A 21,383-nucleotide genomic window follows, 5' to 3' on the forward strand; every position below is an offset into this window, starting at 1 on the left:
GGCGCGGGCAGGGGACGCGGGGCGTGGTTTCGCCGTGGTGGCAACCGAGGTGCGCGCCCTGGCGCAGCGTTCCGCCGATGCCGCGAAGGAGATCAAAACCCTTATCTCCGCCTCCGGCCAGCAGGTCGCCACCGGCGTGCGTCTGGTGGGCGAAACCGGCAAGGCGCTGGGCCGCATCGTGGAACAGGTGGAGCGGCTGAACGGTCTGGTGAGCGAAATCGCCGCCTCGGCGCAGGAACAAGCCACCGGCCTCGCGGAGGTGAACACCGCCGTTAACCAGATGGACCAGGTCACCCAGCAAAACGCCGCCATGGTCGAGCAGACCACCGCCGCCAGCCACAGCTTGGTCACCGAGGCCGAGGAACTCTCCCGCCTCGTCGCCCAGTTCCAGACCGGCTACATTGAAACCGGGCACCCCGAACCACCGCCAATACGCAAAACCGCCGCGCCGGCTGGCCGTTTTCTGCCGCTGGCCCGCACGGATAAAACCCCCCAGCTTGCCCTGGCGGATGACGATATGGAGGAGTTCTAGCCATGAATCAGATATACCGGACCGCGACCCAGCCAGACCGGCGCAGCGAGCTTCTCTCTGTGCGGATCGGCGCTCAGGAATTCGCGATGGACATCCGCTCCATCCGTGAAATCCGCGGCTGGATCGCCTCTACCCACCTGCCGCACGCCCCCTCCTACATCAAAGGCATGATCAACCTGCGCGGCACCGTGCTGGTGGTGATCGACCTCGCCGAACGCCTCGGTCTGCCGCCGCAGGAACCAAACGCCGCCTCGGTTGTTGTGGTGGTGGAGGACGGCGACAAAACCGCCGGCCTGCTGGTGGATGCGGTGTGCGATATCATCACCGTCACTGACGACATGCGCCAGACCACGCCGGAAACCGGCAGCAACGGCCCAAGGCAATTCATCGAGGGCCTGATCATGCTTGACAGCCGCATCATCAGCACGATCTCCATTCCCGCGATCATGCCCGACGCCACCGCCCTGGAACAAATCCCGGCGGTCGAGCCTGTCTGATTTGTCTCTATAAACACAAATGAACCCAATTTTTGTTCCAGCGCGTGGCTTCATCTGTTAAATTGAAGCCACAGGTTCATTTTAGCTGATTATCGCGTTAAGCCGCCGTCGCCCCGGCAAACTCCCAGAAATTCGCGCGCGGTGATGTTCTGGCGATAAATGCCCGCAAATTAGGGTGCTGCCATCCATCAGGGCCGATAAGCGCGCTCATCGGTGCAAAAAACTCGTGCGCATGCGGAACCTGGCTCGCGGAAAACCCCTCATAATGCCGTGGCCGCAGCGCATACATCACCCTGATATCGCGCACCGGCAGCGTCATCGGCCCGGCGGGTTCATTACGGAGTAATCCGGTATAGCGCCAGCGCAACATGTTGTTGTTCTCCGAAACCGGGCTGTTCAACCACTCCACCGGGCAAACCGCCAGCAGCGAGTGCATGGAAGGCGCGAAGCGCGAGCGTTTATCCAGCAGATTCTGGAACGAGCCACACGCCTCGATGGCAAAAATATCCACAAACGGGTCTCGCTCCGTCCCCCCGAAACAAAGCCACAGCCCATCCGGCATGGTACGAAGCCGGTTCGAACCGGGTAGTTTCAACAACGGCTGGTCCAGATCATTCACCGTTCCCGGCCGCGCCCGCAGCCACGCACCTCGCGCGCCCATCTCGCGGTCAGCAAGGCCGGGCGGGTGCTGCGGCCAGGTGCGCAGTTTCTGGCGAACGAGTTGGTCAAGTGTCGTCGCAGCGGCCATCGGTATTTTCCCTAACATTGTATTACGTGAAACAACCTTAGATTGAATACTGACCAAAAACGACTCGGATGCAAGGTCTAATTTGCATATTCAGGATATTAGCCATGTTTTTATCAACCGGGCGCATAAATTACACAAAGACTAATCAATTGATTATACGGCAAGTTACCGCGTATTCAACCTGAAGTAGCTCCTTTCCGCTATCCGGGATTAATCGCTTTGCCGCCGCCGTATGGCTGCCCGCACGGAATGTGGCTAACTCAGCCCGGTAAGATGATGCGATAACACACTGTTACAGCGCTCCTTGGGCGTGCTCCGGCATGGTGGCCATTGCTCTTGTGCTTTGGTGGATTGTGCTATCTCTTAAAGCAAAGGCCTGCCAGGCCGCATAAGGAGTTTGCTTACGTGTTTTCCCCTCTCCGGCTTCACCCGAAACTATTAGGCGCCGTCTCGCTGCTTGCCCTCTCGGGCTGCATGGTGGGCCCAAATTTCACCGCCCCGCGCCCGGCGGTTCCCGCAGCCTATATCTCCAGCGCCCCCGCCACCCCTTATGTCTCCGGCGGCCCGGTGGACCCGCAATGGTGGAACAGCTTTAACGACCCCGAGCTGACCAAGCTGGAGGCCGAGGCCGTGGCCCAGAACCTTGACCTGCAAATCGCCACCCAGCGCATGCTCGAAGCCGAGGCCCAGGCGCAGATCGACGGCGCCGTGCTCTATCCCAGCATCGGCGCCAACGCCTCCTATTCCCGCCAGGGGCTGAGCGACAAGGGCGTCGTCCAGGCTCTGGGCGGCGGTGGCGGCGCCGGCATCCCCGTCTCCGGCATTCCCCCGTTTGACGTTTACCAATACGGCCTCCAGGCAACCTACGACCTTGATTTCTGGGGCAAGAACCGCCGCACCGCCGAGGCCGCCGTTGCCGCCGCCGCTGGTTCGCTGGAAGCCCGCCGCGCCGCGCTGCTCAATGTCGAAACCCAGGTCGCCAGCAACTACATCCAGCTATGCGGCACCGAGGCTGTGCTCGCCATCACGCAAAAAAACCTGGATTCGGCCAATCAGCTGGTCAATCTCACGGTCGAGCGCCAGCAGGCCGGCCTCACCACCGCGCTGGATGTCGCCAACGCCCGCGCCACCGCGGCCCAGATCTCCTCGCAAATCCCCACCCTCACGGCCCAGCGCGACGCGCTGATCAACCAGATCGGCCTGCTGCTGGGGCAAACCCCCAACGCTTTGCCGCCTGAGCTGGTCACCGCCGCACCGGTGCCGCTCACCCCGCCCAGCGTACCCGCCGGCCTCCCGGCCGACCTTCTTCGCCGCCGGCCAGACGTGCGCGAGGCCGAGGACAAGCTCCACACCGCCACCGCCGAAGTCGGCGTAGCCGTGGCGCAGTTCTTCCCGGATTTCTCCCTCACAGGCTCCGTCTCGCTCCAGGCCCTGCAACTCAAAAACCTGAACGGGCTGAGTGCGCTCACCTACGCGGTGGGCCCCACGCTCACCATCCCGCTGTTTGAGGGCGGCCAGCTCCACGGCCAGCTCAAACTGCGCAAGGCGCAGCAGCAGGAAGCCGCCATCGGCTACGCAAAAACCGTACTCACCGCGTTTTATCAGGTGGACAACGCCCTAAGCGCCTACACCCAGGAACACGCCACGCTGAATGCGCTGACCCTCGATGCGCAACAAAGCCAGATCGCCCTCAGCCTCGCCGAAGACCAATACAAACAAGGCCTGGTGGACTACCTGACCGTGCTCACCGCCCAACAGGCCTACCTGGCCGCCCAACAGGCCCAGGCGGTCGCGGTGGAAACCCTGGGCACTGACCTCGTCACCCTCTACCAGGCGCTCGGCGGCGGCTGGGAAGGCGATGTCACCACCGGCAATTCATAGGGGATCACGCGGCAGGCTGAGCCTGGTTTATCCCAGGCTCAGCCTTCCTCCTCGTCTTCTTCCTCCAGCCCGAACTGCTGCGCCTCTTCGTCATACTCAAACAATTCCGCATACCGCCCCCAGGCGATCACCGTGCGCAGCGTTTCCTCGGCGTATTCGGGAGACATATGGTCCTCCAGCTCGTCGCGGAAGCGCACCGCCGATGCCCGGTGGTTGGAGCGCTGGTTTATCACCGTGGTAATCGCCGAGATCAACGGCACATGCGCGCGCAGTTGCGCCGCGAAAATCACCTTGCGGTCCTCGGTCTCGGCCTCGGCAAACTTCCGCCCCATCTCGCTCAGAATCAAATCGCCTTCCTCGAGCACGGCGAACCCCAGCATCCCCAGCGTCTCGCCCAGCGGTAGCAGCTCATCGGCCTCATATTGCAGCGCCGCCGCCAGCGCCGGCAAATCCGCCCGCCCGTCATAGGGCGGGTTATGCAGCGTCTCTATCAAGCCGGACATCAAATTCGTGCCCACCGGATGCAGCGGCGTGGCAAACCCCGTTGGCACCGCCGCCGGCACCGCCTGCACCTCCTTGGGCGCCCGGCGCGTCATAATCCCATAAATATCGTCAACCATCTGGCGGAACGCCGGGTCAAACCGGTTGCGCGGATGCGCGAATGGCACCCGCAGCTCATGCGCCACCCGCCCCGGGTTGGAGGAGAACACCAAAATCCGGTCGCACAACAAAACCGCCTCCTCGATGTTATGCGTCACGATCAGAATGGATTTCACCGGCAGCTTCTTGTCCACCCAAAGGTCGATCAAATCGGTGCGCAGCGTCTCCGCCGTCAACACATCCAGCGCCGAGAACGGCTCATCCATCAGCAGCAGATCCGGATGCACCACCAGCGCGCGCGCCAGGCCCACGCGCTGGCGCATGCCGCCTGAAAGCTCCTTCGGGTAGGCCGTATCATACCCGCCAAGCCCGATCAGGTCGATCGCCGCCTCGGTGCGTTCCTCGCGCTCATCCTTGCGCACGCCCAGCGCCTCCAGCCCGAGCTCCACGTTTTCCTGCACCGTGAGCCACGGAAACAGCGCAAAGCTCTGGAACACCATGGCCACGCCCTCGGCTGGCCCGCGCAGCTCCTTGCCGCGCCACTTCACCTCACCCGCGGTCGGCTTGAGCAGCCCCGAGACAATGCGCAGCAACGTCGATTTCCCCGAGCCCGAGCGCCCGAGCAGGCCCACGATCTCGCCCACCTCCAGCGTCAGCTCCACATCATCCAGCACCACCAGGTCGGCGCTGGCCTCCTTGTGGTATGATTGCCGGCAGTTGCGCACGGTCAGCAGCGGGCCTTCAAAATTCTGATCCATGATGTTACCCCAAGGTGGTCCGGCGGGTCGCGTAGGCATAGAGCGGCCGCCATAAAATCCGGTTGAAGGTGATGACAAATACGGACATCACGACGACCCCCAGCACCACGCGCGCCGTATCGCCATTGTTCGTCGCCTGCGCGATATACGCGCCAAGCCCCTGCGCCACCAGTTTATTGCTGCCCCAGCTTGCCACTTCGGCAACGATCGAGGCGTTCCACGCGCCGCCCGAGGCCGTAATCGCCCCCGTAATGAAATACGGCAAAATCCCGGGGATCATCACCTTGCGCCACCACAGCCAGCCGCGCACGCGGAAATTCGCCACCGCCTCCTTCATATCCCCCGGAAACGCCGCCGCCCCCGCGATGACATTGAACAACACATACCATTGCGTGCCGATCAGCATCAGCGGCGAGAGCCAGATGCTGGCGTTCACATGAAAATACACAATCGCGATCACCACCGGCGGAAACAGCAGATTGGCCGGGAAGGCGGCGAGGAACTGCGCAATCGGCTGCGCGATGCGCGTGGCCCCGGGGCGCAGCCCGATCCAAACGCCAATCGGCACCCATACCAGCGCCGCGATGCTCATCAACACAATCACCCGCGTCATCGTATAGGCGCCCATCAGCACTGCGGTGCCCAGGTCATGCCAGTGCAGCGACCCGGCGATAAACCCCACGATCTTCCACCCGGCATAGGCCGCCACCAGCGCGATCACGCCAAACCAGAGCCCATCGACAATGCGCGAAGGCTCCCGGTTCTCGTCGATCTGCACCCGCACCCCGGCCCCCAGGCGCAGGCGGAAGACCGCCCCCAGCGCATCGCCGATCCCATCGCCAATGGTGCGGAACAACGCCGTCCGGCGCAGCAGCTTCAGCATCCACGGCTCCGGCGCCGGCACGCTCGCCGTCGTCTCGAAGCGGAACTTGCCAGACCACGCCACCAGCGGGCGGAAAATCAGCTGGTCATAGAGCAAAATCACCACGAGCATCGCCAAAATGGCGTAGCCAATGGCCTTTATATCCTTTTGCGCCAGCGCGGTGGCCACATACGAGCCAATGCCCGGCAGCGCGAAATTAGTATTGCCCACCGTCACCGCCTCGGAGGCGACCACAAAAAACCACCCGCCAGACATCGAGAGCATGGTGTTCCAGATCAACCCCGGCATCGCGAAGGGCACATCAAGCCGCCAGAATTTCTGCCAGGAGGAGAGCCGGAAACTGCGCGCCACCTCCTGCAGGTCATTCGGCAGCGTGGTCAGCGCCTGATAGAAGCTGAACGCCATGTTCCAGGCCTGGCTGGTGAAGATCACAAACACCGCCGCCAGCTCCGCGCCCATCACCTGGCCGGGGAACAACGCCATGAAGAACGTCACCGTAAAGGTCAGAAACCCCAAAATCGGCACGGATTGCAGAATATCGAGGATCGGTATCAGCACCATCCCCGCGCGCCGGCTCTTGGCCGCCAGGGTGGCGTAGGTGAAGGTAAACAAAAACGAGAAGAACAGCGCCGCGAACATCCGCGCCGTGGAGCGCAGCGCATAAAACGGCAGATAGCTGGGGTCGAGATGGATCGGCGTATTCTGTATGGCCGCAATCGGCGTCGCAATGGTCCCGCGCCCCACATCCACCAGGCCGATCAACAGCCCCATCACCAGCAGCAGCGCCACCCCGTCCCAGCGGTTGGGCAACCGGCGTCCGGCCAGGGCAGGGGGGGTATAATTGGTCATCGTGCCGCCTGGCGCTTTAAGGGTTGTTCCGCTGCTCCCCCTTAGCCACGTCGCGCTCTTTTGTCACCCAGGGAGGGATTGTGCTTTCATGACAAGCCCCGGCCTCACACGTCAGCCCCTCCGTCACGCCCCATCCGTCATGCCAGCGAAAGCTGGCATCTCCCAAAACACCCCCACGGCCATAACCCAACTCAGGCAGACCGGCAGGTCTTCATCCCCAGCAACCGATACGCCGGGCACCAGCCGATAACCCCGGTCGCCAGCGGCACAACGCCAATATAGCCCCACAACCCCACATAATGCAGCAACGCCGCCGCAATCAGCGCCAGCCCCACCATAATGCGCAAAATCCGGTCAATCCCGCCAACATTCTTCATCATTTTCAATTCTCCGTGCTGTGCCAAACCAAACACTCCGCAGTATGCGCGCCGGGGTTAACCCCTGGTCCAGACTTACATCACGCCACCATTAAATGCCTTTTCGCAACAACCCGCAAGCTATGCCAATGACAGCCAATTCATTCCTTTTCCGTACCAAATCCGCACAAATTGGGGTGCAAGTAAAAAATTAAACTTTATAAACAGCATATTAAGGGAAATTCCTCACAAACGCTCCACGTGAAGCACCCCCTAATGACCAGTGCTGCCAAACCCGCCAGCCCCGCGCGCCGTCTCGTCCAAATCCTCCACCTCCACCCAAACCGCGCGATAAACCGGCGCCAATACAGCCTGCGCAATCCGCATCCCGCGTGTCACGGTAAAATCCTCCGCCCCCGCATTCAGCACGATCACACAAACCTCCCCCCGGTAATCTTCGTCGATCGTGCCTGGAGAATTTGGAATCACGATACCATGCTTGAGCGCCAGCCCCGAGCGCGGCCGCACCTGCAGCTCAAACCCCGGCGGCAGCGCGATGGCAAACCCCGTGGGGATCAGCGCCCGCCCGCCCGGCGCAATCCGCACCGGCTCATTCACCGCCGCGAGCAAATCCATCCCCGCCGCGCCCTTGGTCGCATATTCCGGCAGCGCCAGCCCAACGCCATGCGCCAAACGGCGGATTTTCACCTCATACCCGGCACTCATGCAAAAAATTTCCCTATCTTGTCAGCCAGAAGCCCGGCCACTTCCCGCTTGCTCAGCTTCGGCCAGGCCTGCGCGCCCTCATCGCTGAGCAGCAACACCTCGTTTTCCTCGCCGCCCATAATCCCGGTGCCGCCAACATTGTTGGCCACAATCCAGTCACACCCCTTGCGCGCCCGCTTGGCCGCCGCGTATTCCGCCAGATGCTCCGTCTCGGCGGCAAACCCCACGACCAGCCGCGGGCGCAGCGGCCCCGGCGCTGAGAGCCGCGCCAGAATGTCAGGGTTTTCAGCCAGTTGCAGCGCCGGGGGGGCGCCGCCATCCTTCTTCATCTTCTGCCCCGCCGCCGCGGCCACCCGCCAATCGCCCACCGCCGCCGCGCACACCGCGACATCCGCCGGCAGCGCCGCCTCCACCGCCGCCAGCATCTGCGCGGCGGTCTCCACATGCACCGTTTGCACACCCGCCGGGTCCGCGATGCCAACCGGCCCGCTCACCAGCGTCACCCGCGCGCCCAGCGCCGCCAGCGCCGCCGCGATGGCATGGCCCTGCTTGCCCGAGCTGCGGTTGGCGATGTAGCGCACCGGGTCAATCGGCTCATGCGTCGGCCCGGAGGTGACAATCGCATGCCTACCGCTGAGCGGCCTCGCAACCCCAAGCGCCGCCTCAATTGCCGCCAGAATCACCGGCGGCTCCGCCAGCCGCCCCGGCCCAAACTCGCCGCAGGCCATCGGCCCCGCATCGGGCGCCACCACCAGCACCCCGCGCGACTCGAGCAATGCCATATTCGCCCGCGTCGCAGCGTGTTCCCACATGCGCACATTCATCGCAGGCGCCACCAGCACCCGCTTGTCGGTCGCCAACAGCAGCGTGCTGGCCAAATCCCCCGCCAGCCCGGCCGCCATTTTCGCCAGAATATCCGCGCTCGCCGGGGCCACCACCACCAAATCCGCCGAACGGGAGAGCTCAATATGCCCCATCTCGCTCTCATCGGTGAGCGAGAACAAATCCGTGTGGACTTTTTCCCCCGAGAGCGCCTGCAACGCCATCGGGGTGACAAATTTCTCCCCCGCAGGTGTCAGCACGCAGCGCACGCCATAACCGGCCTTGCTCAGCAGCCGCACCAGCTCCAGCGCCTTGTAGGCCGCGATCCCGCCGCTGACGATCAGCAGGATGCGCTTCACAGCCGCCAGCCCTGGTGAATCGCGGCAATCCCGCCGGAGAGGTTGCGATAGCTCACGCGCTCCAGCCCGGCGGCCTCCATCATCGCCTTCAGCGTCTCCTGGCCGGGGAACATGCGGATGCTCTCCGCCAGATATTGGTAGCTATGCGCATCCCTGGCGACGATCTGGCCGATTTTTGGCAGCGCCTGGAACGACCATGCATCATAGAGCTTCTCCAGCCCGGCGATCTGCAGCTTGGAGAACTCCAGCACCAGGAACTTGCCCCCAGGTTTGAGCACCCGCCGCGCCTCGGAAATCACCTTATCCTTATTGGTGCAGTTGCGCAGGCCAAAGGCCATGGAAACCCGGTCCACCGACGAATCGGGCAGGGGAATCGCCTCGGCATCGGTCACCAGAAAAGTGATATCCCCCAGCAGCCCGTTGGTGGTGGCGCGCTCGCGCCCCACCGAGAGCATGGCGGCGTTGATGTCTGACAAAATAGCCGGTCCGCCGCCCTTTTTCAGCCAGCCAAAGGTGATGTCCCCGGTGCCGCCTGCCAGGTCCAGCAAGGTGCGGTTGGGCCGCGGGTCCAGCGCTTGGATGAATTCGCGCTTCCACAGCCGATGCACGCCAAGCGACATCAGATCGTTCATGATGTCGTATTTTCCGGCCACGGAATCAAAAACCTCGCGCACCAGTTCGCGCTTTTTCGCGCGGTCCACGGTGGTGAAGCCAAAATCGACGGTCTCGGGGGTGTTGCTTGTCATGATCCTAGTATAGCCATGTTTACAAATGCCGGAACTCCCCGAAGTAGAAACCGTGATGCGCGGGCTGGACGCCAGGTTGACTGGCCATGTGATAACGCGCGCCAGCCTGCACCGGCCTGACCTGCGCTGGCCGATCCCCCCCGAGCTGCCCAAAATCCTAACCGGCGCGCGTGTGCTGGGGTTTCGCCGCCGGGGCAAATTTCTGCTCATGCGGCTGGACCGTGAGGTTTCGGTGCTGATCCACCTTGGCATGTCCGGCCGGATGCTCTTTGACGCGCCGCCCGCCAAACATGAGCATCTCACCCTGGAGATGGACGACGGCACGCGGCTGGGCTTTATCGACCCGCGCCGTTTTGGCGCTCTGGACCTGATCGCCACCAGCGCCGAGGATACCCACAAGCTGCTCTCCGGCATGGGGCCGGAGCCGCTGGGGAATGAATTCTCAGGCCCCGTTCTGGCGGCGGCGCTGAAGGGCAAGGCGACCACGATCAAAGCCGCGCTGCTGGACCAGGGGATCGTCGCCGGGATCGGGAATATCTATGCCAGCGAGGCGCTGTTCCGCGCCAGGATTTCACCGCGCAGGCTGGCGGGGAGCTTGAGCAGGCCGGCGGCGGAGCGGCTGGCAACGGCAATCAAGGAAACCTTGCGCGATGCCATCGCCGCCGGGGGATCGAGCTTGCGCGATTATGTGCAGCCAAATGGCGAGCTGGGATATTTTCAGCACGCATGGAAGGTTTACGGCCGCGCCGGAGAGCCTTGCGAGCGCTGCCCCGGCCCGCCGGAATGCACGGGTATCAAGCAGATTGTGCAGGCAGGGCGCAGCACATTCTACTGTCCTAAAACCCAGAAGTGATCATTCCGCCGCCAGAATTTTCTCCAGATTGCCGACCACAACCTTGTTCCGCCCGCTGGCCTTGGCGCGGTAGAGGCCGTTGTCAGCGGTTTGCACCATGGCCTTCAATCCAGCTTCAACGTCCAGCCGCGCCACGCCAATGCTGATGGTGAATTTGCGGTGCGGGAATTCAGAATTCGCCACCAGCGCGCGCACACGCTCAGCAACCAGAATCGCGTCTGACAAATCAGTCGCGGGGAGCACGATCACGAATTCCTCGCCGCCGTAGCGCGCCAGAAAATCATAGGGCCGCAGGCTGGCCAGGAGCACGCGGGCGACCGACTGCAATGCGGAATCGCCAGCAAGATGGCCGAACGTGTCATTATATTGCTTGAACAGATCGATATCGACCATCAACAGGGAGAGCGGCGCGCCGGTGCGCCGCGCGCGGGAGACTTCCTCGTTCAGTTTCTGGTCGTAGGCGCGCCGGTTGGGGATGCCGGTGAGGGCATCGGTGATGCTTTGCTGGCCGAGCCGGGCATTGGCGGCCGAGAGACCGATGACGGTGCGCCGCATGTCCAGCAATTCCATGATCTGGCGCGCCAGCGTTTCCAATGCGCTGGCTTGTTCGGGCGAGAGGGTGCGGGTGCGCTTATCCAGCACGCTTAAGGAGCCGAGGACCGCGCCGGCGGGCGAGATGAGCGGCACGGCCGCGTAGAAGCGCAGTTTCGCCGGGGCGGTGATGTTGGTGGCGCCTGAAAAACGCGGGTCCTGCTGCATGTCCGCCACGACGATGATCGGGTCCGGCTGCGCGATGGTCAGATCGCAGAAGGCATGGCTGCGCGGCAGACTCTGGGCTTTTTCCGCGAAGGCGCTGTTGCTGAAACGTGCCTTGATCCATTGCCGGTCGCGGTCAAAAAAGGAGATCAGAGCGGTTTGCGTGCCGCAGATGAAGGCGGCGAGCCGCGCGATGTCGCCGTAGGATTTTTCCTCCTCGCTATCGAGGATTTCATAGGCTTCAAGCGTCTGCAGGCGGATGGATTCATCATCGTCCAGAACAGGGGCGCTGAATGGCGCGTTGGCGGCACCCGGACGGCGCAAGGCTAAAATTTCATTCACGGCACTAAACCTTTCCGTTGGATAGGCCGATGTTAGGTGCATAATGGTTAAGAAAGCATGAAAATGCGTGGAGGCTGTTGTTAATCTTAACGCAACCATCCGTGGCGCGTTCAGGGAGCTTCCGCGAAGATTTTGATATTCATGAAATTGCTGTCGGTGTTCGCGGGCACCTCGCGCCGGTAGCGGATGAGTGCGGAGGCCAGCCGGGCGAAGCGTATGGCCTCCGAGAAATCAACGCCTTGCAAAAAATCGCCGAGCCAGCTGCACCAATCGAGATAATCCCGCGAACGTGCATTCAGCATTTTACTGAAGAACACCGATGTCTGGTCTTCGCCATGCCATTGCCCGCTGGTCATGGCTTCGAGATTTCCCGGCTTTGGGCCGTGCATATGCAAAATCGCCGCATGGCTGGTGAAGGGCCAGTAGGGCTTGTAGTTGAAGAGCGGATCGAGACGTTCCCACAATCCGCGATAGGCTTCGTTCAGGGCGAACTGATCGTTATAGCGGACCATATCTCCCGAATTTATGCGGAATTTGATCTGCTCCTCCAACGCCGGATAAGTCGCGCGCATGGCGGGGACATTCAGCAGCATCACGCCGGAGTTGAAATAATTCCAGTTGTCCGGCAGCATTTCCGGCGCGGCGGCGAAAACCTTCGGGCGCAGCATCGAGAGATCAAACGAGCGCAGGAAGATGATGTCGCAGTCGGTATAGAGCACGAATTCGTGCTCATGCTCCACGGCCGGAATTTCCAGCCGCAGCCAATGGCCGATGGAATGGGGATTAAACGTGCCCGCCGCCCGCGCCTGCGCGAACATGTCCAGAAACCGGGGTTGGATGTCGCGCACGCGCACGCCGTGCTGTTCCATCCATGCGGTGAATCCGGTGCGCGCACCATAATAAAGCAGCACCGGCTCCAGCCCGCCGATGGCGCGCGCGCTCAGGACCATCAGCCGGGCGAGGGCGCCGGTTTCACCCAGGCCGCCCGCCTCGTCAATGGCGAAATACCAGCGCATTATTTGAGGGCTTGCACAGCCTTCAAAACCTCATCAGCGTGGCCTGCGACTTTCACCTTCGGCCAGATGTGGGCGATTTTACCCTTGGCGTCGACCAGAACGGTCGAGCGCTCGATCCCCATGTATTTTTTGCCGTACATGGATTTCTCCAGCCACGCACCATAGGCGGCGATGGTGGTGGTCTCGGGGTCTGAGGCGAGGGGAAAAGTGAGGTTGTATTTTTCAGCGAATTTCTCGATCGCCTTCATGCTGTCCTTAGAGACGCCGATGATGGTGACGCCGGTTTTGCCAAGCTGGGGCAACGCTTCCTCAAAGGCGCAGGCCTCCTTGGTGCAGCCGGGCGTGTCGGCGCGCGGGTAGAAATAGAGCACGAAGGGCTTGCCCTTGAGGCCCGCCAGGCTGACGGTGCGCCCGCCCGAGGCGGGGAGGGTGAAATCCGGCGCGGCATCGCCGATGTTGAGGCTCATGTGGCAACTCCCTGGTTTATATACATCTCGAAACAGTTTTTGACATTGAAGGCCGCCTGCGCCATGGCCTCGCGCAACGCCTCCCAGTTGGGCGCGCGGGTTGCGCGCAGCAGCGGGATTTGCATCGCGGGCGGCACGGTATGGGCGCGGTCGGAAAGGCCGGTGATACGGTTAATGCCCTGCACGCTGCGCCAGAGATGATCCGCCGCGAGCAGCGCCTGGGCCTCGCCCTGGGGCAGATGCCCGGCCCCGGCCAGGGCGCGCAGGGCGTCGGCGGTGTTGGCGTGGAACAGTTCGGGCGCGCGCGGGCCGTGGATGAGTTGCAGCGCGGCGGCGATAAAGTTCACCTCCAGCATGCCGCCGGGGATTGTCTTGATGTCAAACGGGCCGTGCGGGGGGAGGTCGGCTGCGATGCGGTCGCGCATGGAAACGGTGTCGGCGCGGATTTTGGCCGGGGAATCGGGGCGCGAGAGGGCGGTGATGATCTCGGCCGTGACCTTGGCGGCAAAACCCGGCGTGGCGGCGAGCACGCGGGCGCGGGTGAGGGCCAGGCGCTCCCAGGTCCAGGCGTCGGTGGCCTGATAGCGGCGGAAGGAAGAGAGCGAGACGGCGACCGGGCCGTGGTTGCCCGAGGGGCGCAGGCGCATGTCCACATGGTAGAGTGGCCCCTCCGGCCCGCGGGCGGTGAGCGCGGTGGTGAGCGCGTTGGCGAGGCGCACGAAATAGGGGGTGGGCGCGGTTTCCATCGGGGCGTGGTCGTAGATCAGCATCAGGTCGAGGTCAGACCCGGCGAGCATCTCGCCGCTGCCGGCCTTGCCCATGGCGACCACGGCGAAGGCGCCGCGCGGCACCTTGCCGTAGCGGGCCTGGTGCTGGGCCAGCACGCGCGGCAGCAGGGCGCCAAGGGCGGCGGCGGCGAGGTTGCTGCGCAGGCGGCCGGATTCATCGGCATCCATGCGCCCCTCGAGCGTGGCGACCGAGAGGTGAAATTCCTCGCGCCGGACGAAATGGCGGGTGAGGGCCACCGCGTCCTCCAGATCATCGGCGTCGCGCAGCAGGTGGCGCAGCACCGGCTTGGGGGCGGCGAAGCGGGCCGTGGGGGAGAGCAGCGCCTCCAGCGCGTGCGGGTCTTCGGCCAGATGCTCGGCCAGGGCCGGGGCGGCGCCCAGCACGGCGGCCATGCGCCGCAGCACCGCCGGGTTGCGCTGGAAGAGCGAGAGCAGTTGCACCCCGGCGCGCTGGCGGGAGAGCAACGTGTCAAAATGTGCGAACACCTTGTCCGGCTCGGGCTGTTCGCCCAGCACGGCGAGCAGCGGCGGCAGGATGTTTTCCAGCAGGTCGCGCGCACGCTCCGAGCGCAAAGCGGGGACCTGGCCACCGGACCATGCGCGCAGGCGCTCGGCGATGTGCTGGTCACCGGTGAAGCCGAGTTGATGCACCCGCGCCGTGAAGGCGGCGGGCGGCGGGCCTTCGGTGCCGGGGTCGATGCGGCTGTGCGGCGAGGCATCCTCACCGGCATCAAAAAAGGCCAGGAAGTGGCGGTGTACGCGGGCCAGGAGGCGGGGAAAGTCGCGCCGGAAATTGGTGTCGCCGAGGAAGGTGATGAAGGCGTTCAGCGCGTCCTCGGTGGCGGGCAGGGTATGGGTCTGGCGGTCGGCGATCATCTGCAGCCGGTGTTCCACGCGGCGCAGCTGGCGGTAGTCGGCGGCCAGGGTGCGCGCCACGGCGGCGGGCAGGTGGCCGGCCTTCACCAGGGCAGGGAGGGCATCGAGCGTGGCCAGGATGCGCAACTGCTTGTCCTGCCCGCCCCACACCAGGCTAAGGGTCTGCACGATGAACTCGATTTCGCGGATGCCGCCCTGGCCGCGTTTTATATCGCGCCCGAGGAGGCCGGGGCTGTTATGCCCGGCGTCGATCTGGCGCTTCATGTCGTGGATGTCGGAGATGGCCGCGAAATCAAGGTTTTTGCGCCAGATGAAGGGGCGGATGGCAGCGAGGAAGGCCTCGCCCATGGCGATGTCGCCGGCGATGGGGCGGGCCTTGGAGAAGGCGGCGCGCTCCCAGGTGCGGCCCTGGCTCTCATAATAGGCAAGTGCGGCCGGCAGGGCCATGACCGGCGGGGTGGCCGAGGGGTCGGGGCGCAGGCGAAGGTCTACCCGGAAAACGTAGCCGTCGGCGTCGCGGGTGGCGAGCAGGCCCGTGAAGTCGCGCGCCAGGCGGGCCATGATGGGTTGGGCGTCTTCATCATAGACCGGCGATTGCGGGTCGAAGAAGAGCACCAGGTCAATGTCGGAGGAGTAGTTGAGCTCGCGCGCGCCGAGTTTGCCGAGCGCCAGCATGGTGAAGCCGGAGTCGCGCTCGGGGTCTTGCGGGTATGGCAGGGCGATCTGCCCGGCCTCGTGCAGGCTGAGCAGCAGGTGGCGGGTCGCGGCGCGGCAGGCGGCTTCGGCGAAATCGGAGAGCGCGGCGGTGATTTTGGGCAGGCGCCAGAGGCCGCCGATGTCAGCGATGGCGATGGCGAGGGCAGCCTGGCGCTTGGCCTCGCGCAGCTGCGCCGCGAGCTGGCGGCGGCTGGCGGTGAGCGGCAGGGTGCGCAGGTTTTCCAGGGCGCGGGCCAGGGCGGCGTCGGGCCCGGCCTTCAGCGTCCGCATCAGGCAGTCCGACTCGCGGCAGGCCATATCCGCCAGATAGGGGGCGTTGCCGCCCAGGCAATCAAGCATCGCGCGGCCGGCGGGGGTGGCGGCAAAGCGGCGCTGGGCGGGGCCGATGGCTGCAAAATCCTCATGCAGCCGGGCGGCGGCGGCGGGATCGGCGGGGCTGGGAAATTGTGGGTTGTGGGATATGGCGTGCATCTGGCAAGCAGCACAAGATGAAATGGCGCGCAGGTCAAGCAGGGCGGATTGTGGGGGAGGCGGTGCATCAGCTCGGCCGCATCGCCATGCTCGCGGCGATACTGGTGCTGGTGAGCGTTCTGCTGCTCGGCTTCCGGCTCTCGCAAGGGCCGATTTTGTTGCCGGAGCTGGCTTCGCGCCTGGCCACCGCGGCTTCGGGCCACGGCATCAGCGTGGAGATGAAAGAAGCGGAGCTGACCTGGGCCGGATACCGGCAGGGCGGCGGCGTGCCTGTTTATTTGCGGCTGGGCGACATCGCCGTGCGCAACGGGGTGGGGGTGACCCTGGTGAGCATTCCAAGCGCAAAGCTGGAGTTGCTGCCCTCGGCGTTGATGGGAACCGCCGCGCCGCTGCTGGTGAGCGCGGCGCATGCGCAGTTTTCCGGCTCAAGCGTGCCGGTTTCGCTGCAAGCGGCGATCTGGCCGGGGGCTGATTTCAATTTTGCCCGCGCGGAAGTCGGCGTCACGCTCGGGCCTGGGCGGCTGGGCGTGGGGGTGAACAGCCTGCCGGTCGATTCCGGCGGCTTCAGCGTAAAAATCGCGCCGGGGGCGGCTGATCTTGCCGGCGGGTTTCTCGACCTGAGCCGCACCGGCGCCAGCAAGCCGCGCATGACATTCAGCGGCAACGCGCGGCTGAGCAGCCTTTGGAATATCAGCATTTCCGCCACGGCCGATGAGGTGCAGGCCGGGGATATGGCCGCCTACTGGCCACCGGGGCTGATCCCGATGACGCGGCGCTGGGTGCTCAACAACATCACCGCCGGCACGGCGCGCAATGCCGGCTTCGTCTTCAGCCTGACAGCGCCGCCCGACCTGGGGGGGCTGCGGCTCGCCAACGCCACCGGCAGTTTTTCCGCCGAGGATTTGACGCTGCGCTGGCTTGACGGGGCCACGCCGCTCATCGGGCTGAACGGTGGCATGGTGTTCCAGGATTTGAACAACGCGCTGGTCACCGCTGAGACCGCGCGGCTGGGCGGGTTGGTGCTCACCCATGGGCAAATGGCGCTCTCGGATATGAGCGTGCCGGCGCCAACCATGGGGCAGGTTGATGTGAGCCTCGCGGGTACGGTTCCTGACGCCATCGCGGTGCTCAACGCGCCGCCGCTCAGCCTGCTGAGCCAGGCGCCGCCGCAACTGGCAAAGGCAACGGGGAATGTCACCGCCGCGGTTGAGGCGCGAATACCGTTTGTTAATGATCTGCAACTGGAAAATACCGGGCTGCGGGTCACCGCCGATCTGAGCCAGACGGCATTTGGCTCCGGCGTGCAGGGGCTGCCCTTTTCCCAGGGCAAAGGCGTGCTGGAGGCGACGGTGCTGGGGCTGACCGCCAAAGCGGACCTGCAGTTCGCCGGGCAGCCGGCGCAGTTGAATGTGAAAGTGGGGTTCTCCGGCAAGGGCGGGACAGAGGATGTAAGCCTGAAAAGTCTGGCCGGGCCGGTGCTGCTGCGCCGCCTGGGGCTGGATACTTCCTCCGGCGTTGCGGGCGGCGCGGTGCCCTACAGCCTGCACATCACCGGCAATGCCACCGGGACACAGAACCTTGCTCTACAGGCAGACCTGACGCCCGCGGCGCTGCGTGCCGCGCATCTGGGCTGGAGCAAGCCCGCCGGGGCGGCGGGGGAACTAGCTCTGAGCGCGACGCTTCGCAACGGGCAGTTCGCATCATTGGATGGCATCAACGCCAGCGCGCCGGGGCTGAATATCCAGGGGCAGACGCGCGACGGGGAGATGGCGTTTTCGACCATCAACATCGGCCGGACCGTGGCGAGCGGGGTATTGCGCCCGCCTGCCGCGGCGGATGCGGCCTGGGTTGCCAGCTTCTCCGGCCCCATGCTGGATTTGCGCACGCAGGACACCACGCAGGCCAAAACAGGAGCGGCCGCCAGCACCGCCACGGACACAGGTCCACCCAGCGGGGCTTTATGGCGCGCCCAGTTGAATTTTGAGCAGCTTGCGCTGGCCGCCAGCCCGGCGCCGGTGCTGAACGGGTTCAGCTTCAGCGGCAACGGGCAAGGCGGGACATTGTTGCAGGGGAGCGGCATGGCGGGGGACGCGGCCCTGAGCATCACGCCCGCAAGCCCGCTGCAACGGCATGCGCTGATACAGGCGCCCGATGCCGGGCTGCTGTTGCGGGCCATGAACGCCTATGAAGGCTTGCAGGGTGGGGCGCTGACGCTGGATGCCGATTATGGCGGCGGCTTGCCTGCCACGGGGCAGGCCGTGCTGACGGATTTCAGGCTTTTGAAGGCGCCGGCCTTCACCAAGATCATGCAGGCGCTCACGGTTTATGGCGTGCCTGCGGCGGCTTCGGGGCCTGGCCTCTCATTTGCCCGGGCGGTGGTGCCCTTCAGCCTTGATGGCGCGGTGTTGAACCTGCAAGGCGCGCGGGCCTATTCGGCCTCGCTGGGGTTCACCGCGACGGGGCGGATCGGCCTGGACGACGGCAGCCTGGATGTCGATACGACCATCATACCCGCCTATGAAATCAACGCGTTGCCTGGAAAAATTCCGTTGCTGGGGCATTTGTTCACGGCGGAGAAGGGGGGCGGGTTGATCGCGGCGCGGGTAAAGATCACCGGCACGATGGATGATCCGAACGTTGGGGTGAACCCGCTCTCGGCGCTGACACCAGGATTTCTGCGCGGGATTTTCGGGATCGGGAGCGAGACCGGGACGAAGTGAAGGTACGCCTTGCGTCACCCCGTTTGGGCGGGGCGCGCAACGGCGGCAGGCGGATCAGGCCGTTTCGTCGATCTTCACGGACGGGCCGGATGGCGCCGGGAGCTTGCCGACGACAACCATGCCGGGGCGCAGCAGGCGGCCATGAAGCTGCCAGGTCTGGGTCCAGGCTTGCAGGATGGTGCCGGGCGGGTGTTCGCTGGTTTCCTGCTCGGCCATCGCCTGGTGCATGTTGGCGTCAAACGTGGAGCCGGTGGGGTCGTGGCGGGTGATGCCGTTGCGTTCCAGCAGGGAGAGGAAGGAGCGCTCGATGCCCTCGAACCCTTCGCGCATTTTGGTGACGATTTCGGCCTCGCCTTCCTGGCGCTTGGGCAGGCTGTCGATCCCGCGTTTCAGGTTTTCGGCGGCTTCCACCACGTCCTTGGCGAATTTCTGCACGGCGTAGAGCCGCGCGTCCTCAACTTCGCGTTTGGTGCGGGCGCGCAGGTTGGCCATCTCGGCCTCCGAGCGCATCCATTTGTCCTTCATTTCCTGCAGCGCGGCTTCAAGCTCGGCGATGCGGGCGGCGGGGTCCTGCGCCGGGGAGGCCTGGGCGGCGGGCGCCTCGGCGGGGGTTACGGGCTCGGTGGAGGGGGTTGGTTCTTGATGCTCGGTCATGGCGTGGAATTAGGCGATACGGGGCGCGGAAACAAGACTTCAATCACGCTGCCAGACCTTCCAGGCGCCGCTGGTGTGCTCGCTGCCAGCGCGTTGCGCGACGACATCCGCCAGCCGCAGCGCCGCGATGGCATGCGCGGTGACCGTTGCGCTATCCTCGCCGCTGCCGGTCCAGCGCGGGGCGACGCCGACGGTGACCTGGGCGCCATCAGGCAGAACGGGGGGAAGCTGCGCGCAGAATTTGGCCGCGCGCTCGCCGCCGGTCAGATGGTCCATGTTGTCGCACCAGAGGGCGATGGTGGTGGCGTCGATACGGCCGAGAAGGTCGGTCGGGCGGACAATATCGCGCAGTTCCTCGGCCATGCGCATGGCGATGGCGCTGTGCAGCGCCGCCGGGGCGCGCGAGAAGCCGAGATAGAGCAATGTGCCGGGTTGGCCCTCGACATCCAGACGGTCGAAGCGGCGCGACATTTCCTCGGCGAAGGTGCGCTGCGACCAGAGGCCGGTCTCGGCGTCCAGCATGGTGTTGTGGCGCAGGGCGGGGTCATCGGCGCGGCCGGCGTGGCTGTCGGGCAGGGTCAGCTCCGGGGTGTCCATGTCAAACAGGATGCCGTAGGTGCCGCTGACGGTGCTGCCGGAGATGCGCGGGGCGAGAGAGAGGCGGAAGATGCTGGTGCGCCCATCCGGCCGGATGAGTTGCACCCGGCCGTGCCAGGCGACGCATTCCATGCAGATGGTGGTGATGATGGAGCGGAACTGGGCGGCGCTCAAACCTTCCTCGCCATTGGGGCCGGTGAGCAGGCTGGCCATCTCCACGCCCAGCAGTTGCGCCGCCGGTTTGCCCAGCACCTTGCCGGGGCCAAAGGCGGTGAAGCGGCCGAGCGGGTCGGTCTCGAAGGCCAGATCGGTCAGCATGCCGGCGACGGCGAGCCAGCCGGTGCCGGGCGAGGAGGCCAGCGCGAAGGATTCGGTGCTCGAAATATGCGAGGTTGTCATGCGGCATGAATAGCCGGGAGAGGCTGAAGGGAAGGTTAATAAACCGGCGGCGCGTTGACATCACGGCGGCGCGCCACGATGGTCCGCCGCAGTTATGGACTTCAGCCAAGGATACGACATGAGCGCCGCATCGCACGAGCAACTGCAACAGATCATCGCCAGCGCCTGGGAGCGCCGGGGCGAACTCTCCCCCGCCACCACCGGCGCCGATCGCGATGCGGTGGAGGCGGTGCTGGGCCTGCTGGATGCGGGCGCGGTGCGTGTGGCCGAGCCGGGCGCGGATGGCTGGGTGGTGCATCAATGGCTCAAGCAGGCGGTGCTGCTCTCCTTCCGGCTGAACGCCAACAGGCCGATGGGCGGGGTTGGCGGCGCGGATGTGTTCGACAAGGTGGCGATGAAATTCGCCGGTTGGGATGCCCGCGCGTTCGCTGAATCGGGCGTGCGCGCGGTGCCGGGCGCCGTGGTGCGCCGCTCGGCCTATATCGCGCCCGGTGTGGTGCTGATGCCGTGTTTCGTGAATGTCGGCGCGCGGGTGGACGAGGGGACGATGATCGACACCTGGTCGACCGTGGGGTCTTGCGCGCAGGTCGGCAAAAACTGCCATATCAGCGGCGGCGTGGGCATTGGCGGCGTGTTGGAGCCGTTGCAGGCGGGGCCGGTGGTGATCGAGGATGATTGTTTCATCGGCGCGCGCTCGGAAGTGGCGGAAGGCGTGGTCGTGGGGCGCGGGGCGGTGATTTCGATGGGCGTGTTCCTCGGCGCTTCCACCAAGATCGTTGACCGCGAGTCGGGCGAGATGTTCTCGGGCTATGTGCCGCCCTATTCGGTGGTGGTGCCGGGCACGCTGCCGGGCCGGGCGATGGCGGATGGTTCGCCGGGGCCGGGGCTGGCCTGCGCGGTGATCGTGAAGCGGGTGGATGCGCAGACGCGCAGCAAGACCTCGATCAACGATCTGCTGCGCGCGTAAGTT

The 21,383-nt window shown here is 64.8% G+C and carries 19 protein-coding genes; 6 read left to right on the forward strand and 13 right to left on the reverse strand.

Annotation, left to right across the window (positions count from 1 at the left end; all coding sequences use genetic code 11):
- Positions 1–532: methyl-accepting chemotaxis protein (locus QQJ84_RS04425; RefSeq protein ID WP_284256874.1), on the forward strand; the 532-nt coding region annotated here is incomplete at its 5' end.
- 2 nt (positions 533–534) lie between these two features.
- The gene (locus QQJ84_RS04430) at positions 535–1,029 is read left to right on the forward strand and encodes a chemotaxis protein CheW (RefSeq protein ID WP_284256875.1); all 495 of its coding nucleotides are present in this window, start codon (positions 535–537) and stop codon (positions 1,027–1,029) included.
- Between the two features lie 97 nt (positions 1,030–1,126).
- On the opposite strand, the gene QQJ84_RS04435 is transcribed toward QQJ84_RS04430, so the two are convergent.
- On the reverse strand, positions 1,127–1,777 hold the full coding sequence (locus QQJ84_RS04435) for a hypothetical protein (protein WP_284256877.1): 651 nt from the start codon (positions 1,775–1,777) through the stop codon (positions 1,127–1,129).
- A 405-nt stretch (positions 1,778–2,182) separates the two neighbouring features.
- Between QQJ84_RS04435 and QQJ84_RS04440 the strand changes: the two genes are divergently transcribed.
- Positions 2,183–3,658 (forward strand): efflux transporter outer membrane subunit, encoded by a 1,476-nt coding sequence (locus QQJ84_RS04440; protein WP_284256878.1) that lies wholly within the window; start codon positions 2,183–2,185, stop codon positions 3,656–3,658.
- Between the two features lie 38 nt (positions 3,659–3,696).
- Here the strand turns inward: QQJ84_RS04440 and QQJ84_RS04445 are convergent, their stop codons facing one another.
- The 6 genes from QQJ84_RS04445 to QQJ84_RS04470 form a co-directional block, all read right to left on the reverse strand.
- Complete coding sequence (locus tag QQJ84_RS04445; RefSeq protein WP_284256879.1) at positions 3,697–5,016, reverse strand: ABC transporter ATP-binding protein; 1,320 nt, start codon at positions 5,014–5,016, stop codon at positions 3,697–3,699.
- 4 nt (positions 5,017–5,020) lie between these two features.
- Positions 5,021–6,748 (reverse strand): ABC transporter permease, encoded by a 1,728-nt coding sequence (locus QQJ84_RS04450; protein ID WP_284256881.1) that lies wholly within the window; start codon positions 6,746–6,748, stop codon positions 5,021–5,023.
- Between the two features lie 191 nt (positions 6,749–6,939).
- A complete protein-coding gene (locus QQJ84_RS04455; RefSeq protein WP_284256882.1) occupies positions 6,940–7,128 on the reverse strand; it encodes a YgaP family membrane protein in 189 nt (62 codons plus the stop codon).
- 249 nt (positions 7,129–7,377) lie between these two features.
- A complete protein-coding gene (dut, locus tag QQJ84_RS04460; protein WP_284256883.1) occupies positions 7,378–7,830 on the reverse strand; it encodes a dUTP diphosphatase in 453 nt (150 codons plus the stop codon).
- A complete protein-coding gene (gene coaBC / locus QQJ84_RS04465; protein ID WP_456304808.1) occupies positions 7,827–9,011 on the reverse strand; it encodes a bifunctional phosphopantothenoylcysteine decarboxylase/phosphopantothenate--cysteine ligase CoaBC in 1,185 nt (394 codons plus the stop codon). Before coaBC ends, dut begins: the two co-directional genes overlap by 4 nt.
- Entirely contained in the window at positions 9,008–9,757 is a 750-nt protein-coding gene (locus tag QQJ84_RS04470) for a class I SAM-dependent methyltransferase (protein ID WP_284256884.1), read from the reverse strand. The genes coaBC and QQJ84_RS04470 overlap by 4 nt, the downstream gene beginning before the upstream one ends.
- Before the next feature lie 25 nt (positions 9,758–9,782).
- Between QQJ84_RS04470 and mutM the strand changes: the two genes are divergently transcribed.
- On the forward strand, positions 9,783–10,610 hold the full coding sequence (gene mutM / locus QQJ84_RS04475) for a bifunctional DNA-formamidopyrimidine glycosylase/DNA-(apurinic or apyrimidinic site) lyase (RefSeq protein WP_284256885.1): 828 nt from the start codon (positions 9,783–9,785) through the stop codon (positions 10,608–10,610).
- On the opposite strand, the gene QQJ84_RS04480 is transcribed toward mutM, so the two are convergent.
- The 4 genes from QQJ84_RS04480 to QQJ84_RS04495 form a co-directional block, all read right to left on the reverse strand.
- A complete protein-coding gene (locus QQJ84_RS04480) occupies positions 10,611–11,708 on the reverse strand; it encodes a sensor domain-containing diguanylate cyclase (protein WP_284256886.1) in 1,098 nt (365 codons plus the stop codon).
- 110 nt (positions 11,709–11,818) lie between these two features.
- Positions 11,819–12,724, reverse strand: a complete 906-nt coding sequence (locus QQJ84_RS04485; protein ID WP_284256887.1) for a glycosyltransferase — start codon at positions 12,722–12,724, stop codon at positions 11,819–11,821.
- Positions 12,724–13,191, reverse strand: coding sequence for a thioredoxin-dependent thiol peroxidase (bcp, locus tag QQJ84_RS04490; RefSeq protein ID WP_284256888.1), 468 nt, complete (start codon positions 13,189–13,191; stop codon positions 12,724–12,726). The genes QQJ84_RS04485 and bcp overlap by 1 nt, the downstream gene beginning before the upstream one ends.
- The gene (locus QQJ84_RS04495; RefSeq protein ID WP_284256889.1) at positions 13,188–16,043 is read right to left on the reverse strand and encodes a bifunctional [glutamine synthetase] adenylyltransferase/[glutamine synthetase]-adenylyl-L-tyrosine phosphorylase; all 2,856 of its coding nucleotides are present in this window, start codon (positions 16,041–16,043) and stop codon (positions 13,188–13,190) included. Before QQJ84_RS04495 ends, bcp begins: the two co-directional genes overlap by 4 nt.
- A 17-nt stretch (positions 16,044–16,060) precedes the next feature.
- Between QQJ84_RS04495 and QQJ84_RS04500 the strand changes: the two genes are divergently transcribed.
- The gene (locus tag QQJ84_RS04500) at positions 16,061–18,763 is read left to right on the forward strand and encodes a YhdP family protein (protein WP_284256890.1); all 2,703 of its coding nucleotides are present in this window, start codon (positions 16,061–16,063) and stop codon (positions 18,761–18,763) included.
- Between the two features lie 54 nt (positions 18,764–18,817).
- Here QQJ84_RS04500 and QQJ84_RS04505 read toward each other — a convergent pair whose 3' ends face one another.
- Positions 18,818–19,417, reverse strand: coding sequence for a nucleotide exchange factor GrpE (locus tag QQJ84_RS04505; RefSeq protein ID WP_284256891.1), 600 nt, complete (start codon positions 19,415–19,417; stop codon positions 18,818–18,820).
- Between the two features lie 39 nt (positions 19,418–19,456).
- The gene (locus tag QQJ84_RS04510) at positions 19,457–20,413 is read right to left on the reverse strand and encodes a GGDEF domain-containing protein (RefSeq protein WP_284256892.1); all 957 of its coding nucleotides are present in this window, start codon (positions 20,411–20,413) and stop codon (positions 19,457–19,459) included.
- Positions 20,414–20,531: 118 nt separating this feature from the next.
- Here QQJ84_RS04510 and dapD point away from each other — a divergent pair, with 118 nt between their 5' ends.
- Entirely contained in the window at positions 20,532–21,380 is an 849-nt protein-coding gene (gene dapD, locus QQJ84_RS04515) for a 2,3,4,5-tetrahydropyridine-2,6-dicarboxylate N-succinyltransferase (protein ID WP_284256893.1), read from the forward strand.
- Positions 21,381–21,383: the final 3 nt, after the last annotated feature.

The organism is Acidocella aquatica, from assembly GCF_030160635.1.
GTDB classification, from domain to species: Bacteria; Pseudomonadota; Alphaproteobacteria; order Acetobacterales; family Acetobacteraceae; genus Acidocella; species Acidocella aquatica.